At 39.1% G+C, this 1,193-nt stretch carries 1 protein-coding gene; it reads left to right on the top strand.

Annotated features, from left to right (window positions below; all coding sequences use genetic code 11):
- Positions 1 to 110 precede the first annotated feature (110 nt).
- Complete coding sequence (locus CP355_RS09950) at positions 111 to 1,157, top strand: IS30 family transposase (RefSeq protein ID WP_065991187.1); 1,047 nt, start codon at positions 111 to 113, stop codon at positions 1,155 to 1,157.
- Positions 1,158 to 1,193: the final 36 nt, after the last annotated feature.

Raw genomic sequence — 1,193 nt, 5'->3', positions numbered from 1 at the left:
GGCGGATTGTAAAATCAAATTGAACACTTCGTTCAAATATTAAAAAAAGTCCATTTGGACTCTTTGATAGAATGTAATTAACCACAAAAACTTCTAGAAAAGAGATTCAAATGAACTTATTACATTCTATCACAGACACTCATACTAAAGGCAAGCATCTTTCTTTTGAAAACAGAGTTGAAATCCAAACTTTGCGCAAAGAAGGCTATTCCATGCGTGCTATTGCACGCAAGCTTAACTGCTCTCCTAGTACGATCAAATATGAAATAGATCGCGGTACTGTCACTTTGTATAACGGCAATGTCAAACGCTATCACGCTAAAGCTGGTCAAGAGGCTTATAATCGTCACCGCTTGAATTCTGGACGTAAGCCGCACTATCTGCTTAAGAAGCACTTCATTGATTATGTGCAAGAACATTTCTTTAACTCTGGCTGGTCTTTGGATGCCTGTGTTGGCCGCTCCCTGGCAACGGGACTGTTTACCAGGAATCAGATTGTCTGCACCAGAACTCTTTACCGCTACGTAGATTCAGGCCTTCTCCAGATTCAAAATACTGATCTGCCAGAAAAACTTACCCGCAATACCAAAACCAAGCGTATTCGTGCAAATAAAAAGAAACTTGGCCGCAGTATTGAAGACAGGCCCAAATATATTGATCAGCGCAAAGAGTTCGGTCACTGGGAATGTGATCTGGTCTTAGGGCATAAAACCAAAGACGATGAAGTTCTGCTGACCTTGTATGAGCGAATGACCCGTAAGTTCATGATAGTTCCAATTCCTGACAAGACAGCTGGCAGCGTAATGACGGCCTTTAACAACTTGAAGGCTCAATATCAAGAACATTGGAATGAAGTCTTTAAAACGGTAACTACAGACAACGGTTCTGAATTTGCGGATCTTTCCCAGCTTGAGGATATCTCAAACACTTTAGTCTACTATGCTCATCCTTATACTTCTTGTGATAAAGGCGGGGTTGAATGTCATAATCGTTTAATTAGACGCTTTATTCCTAAAGGTGAGTATGTTAAGAATTATAGCTTGGATGACATCTTCTCAATTGAGCTCTGGATTAATGATCTACCTAGAAAAGTATTGAGCTACCATACTCCAGATGAACTATTTGAAAGAAGATTAGATTCAATATACAGAATTTAATTTTCAAAAGTGTTCAATTTGAAATTGCAATTTTCG

Origin of the sequence: Lactobacillus sp. UMNPBX4 (assembly GCF_002554115.1) — a bacterium.
In the GTDB taxonomy this organism is placed as follows: Bacteria; Bacillota; Bacilli; order Lactobacillales; family Lactobacillaceae; genus Lactobacillus; species Lactobacillus gallinarum.
The sequence above is the reverse complement of the archived record's forward strand: the minus strand, read 5'-3'. Positions and strand labels throughout refer to the sequence as shown.

What these genes read in the sequence shown, in the direction of transcription:
- CP355_RS09950 (WP_065991187.1), top strand. Translation starts at nt 111, where the DNA reads ATGAACTTATTACATTCTATCACAGACACTCATACTAAAGGCAAGCAT.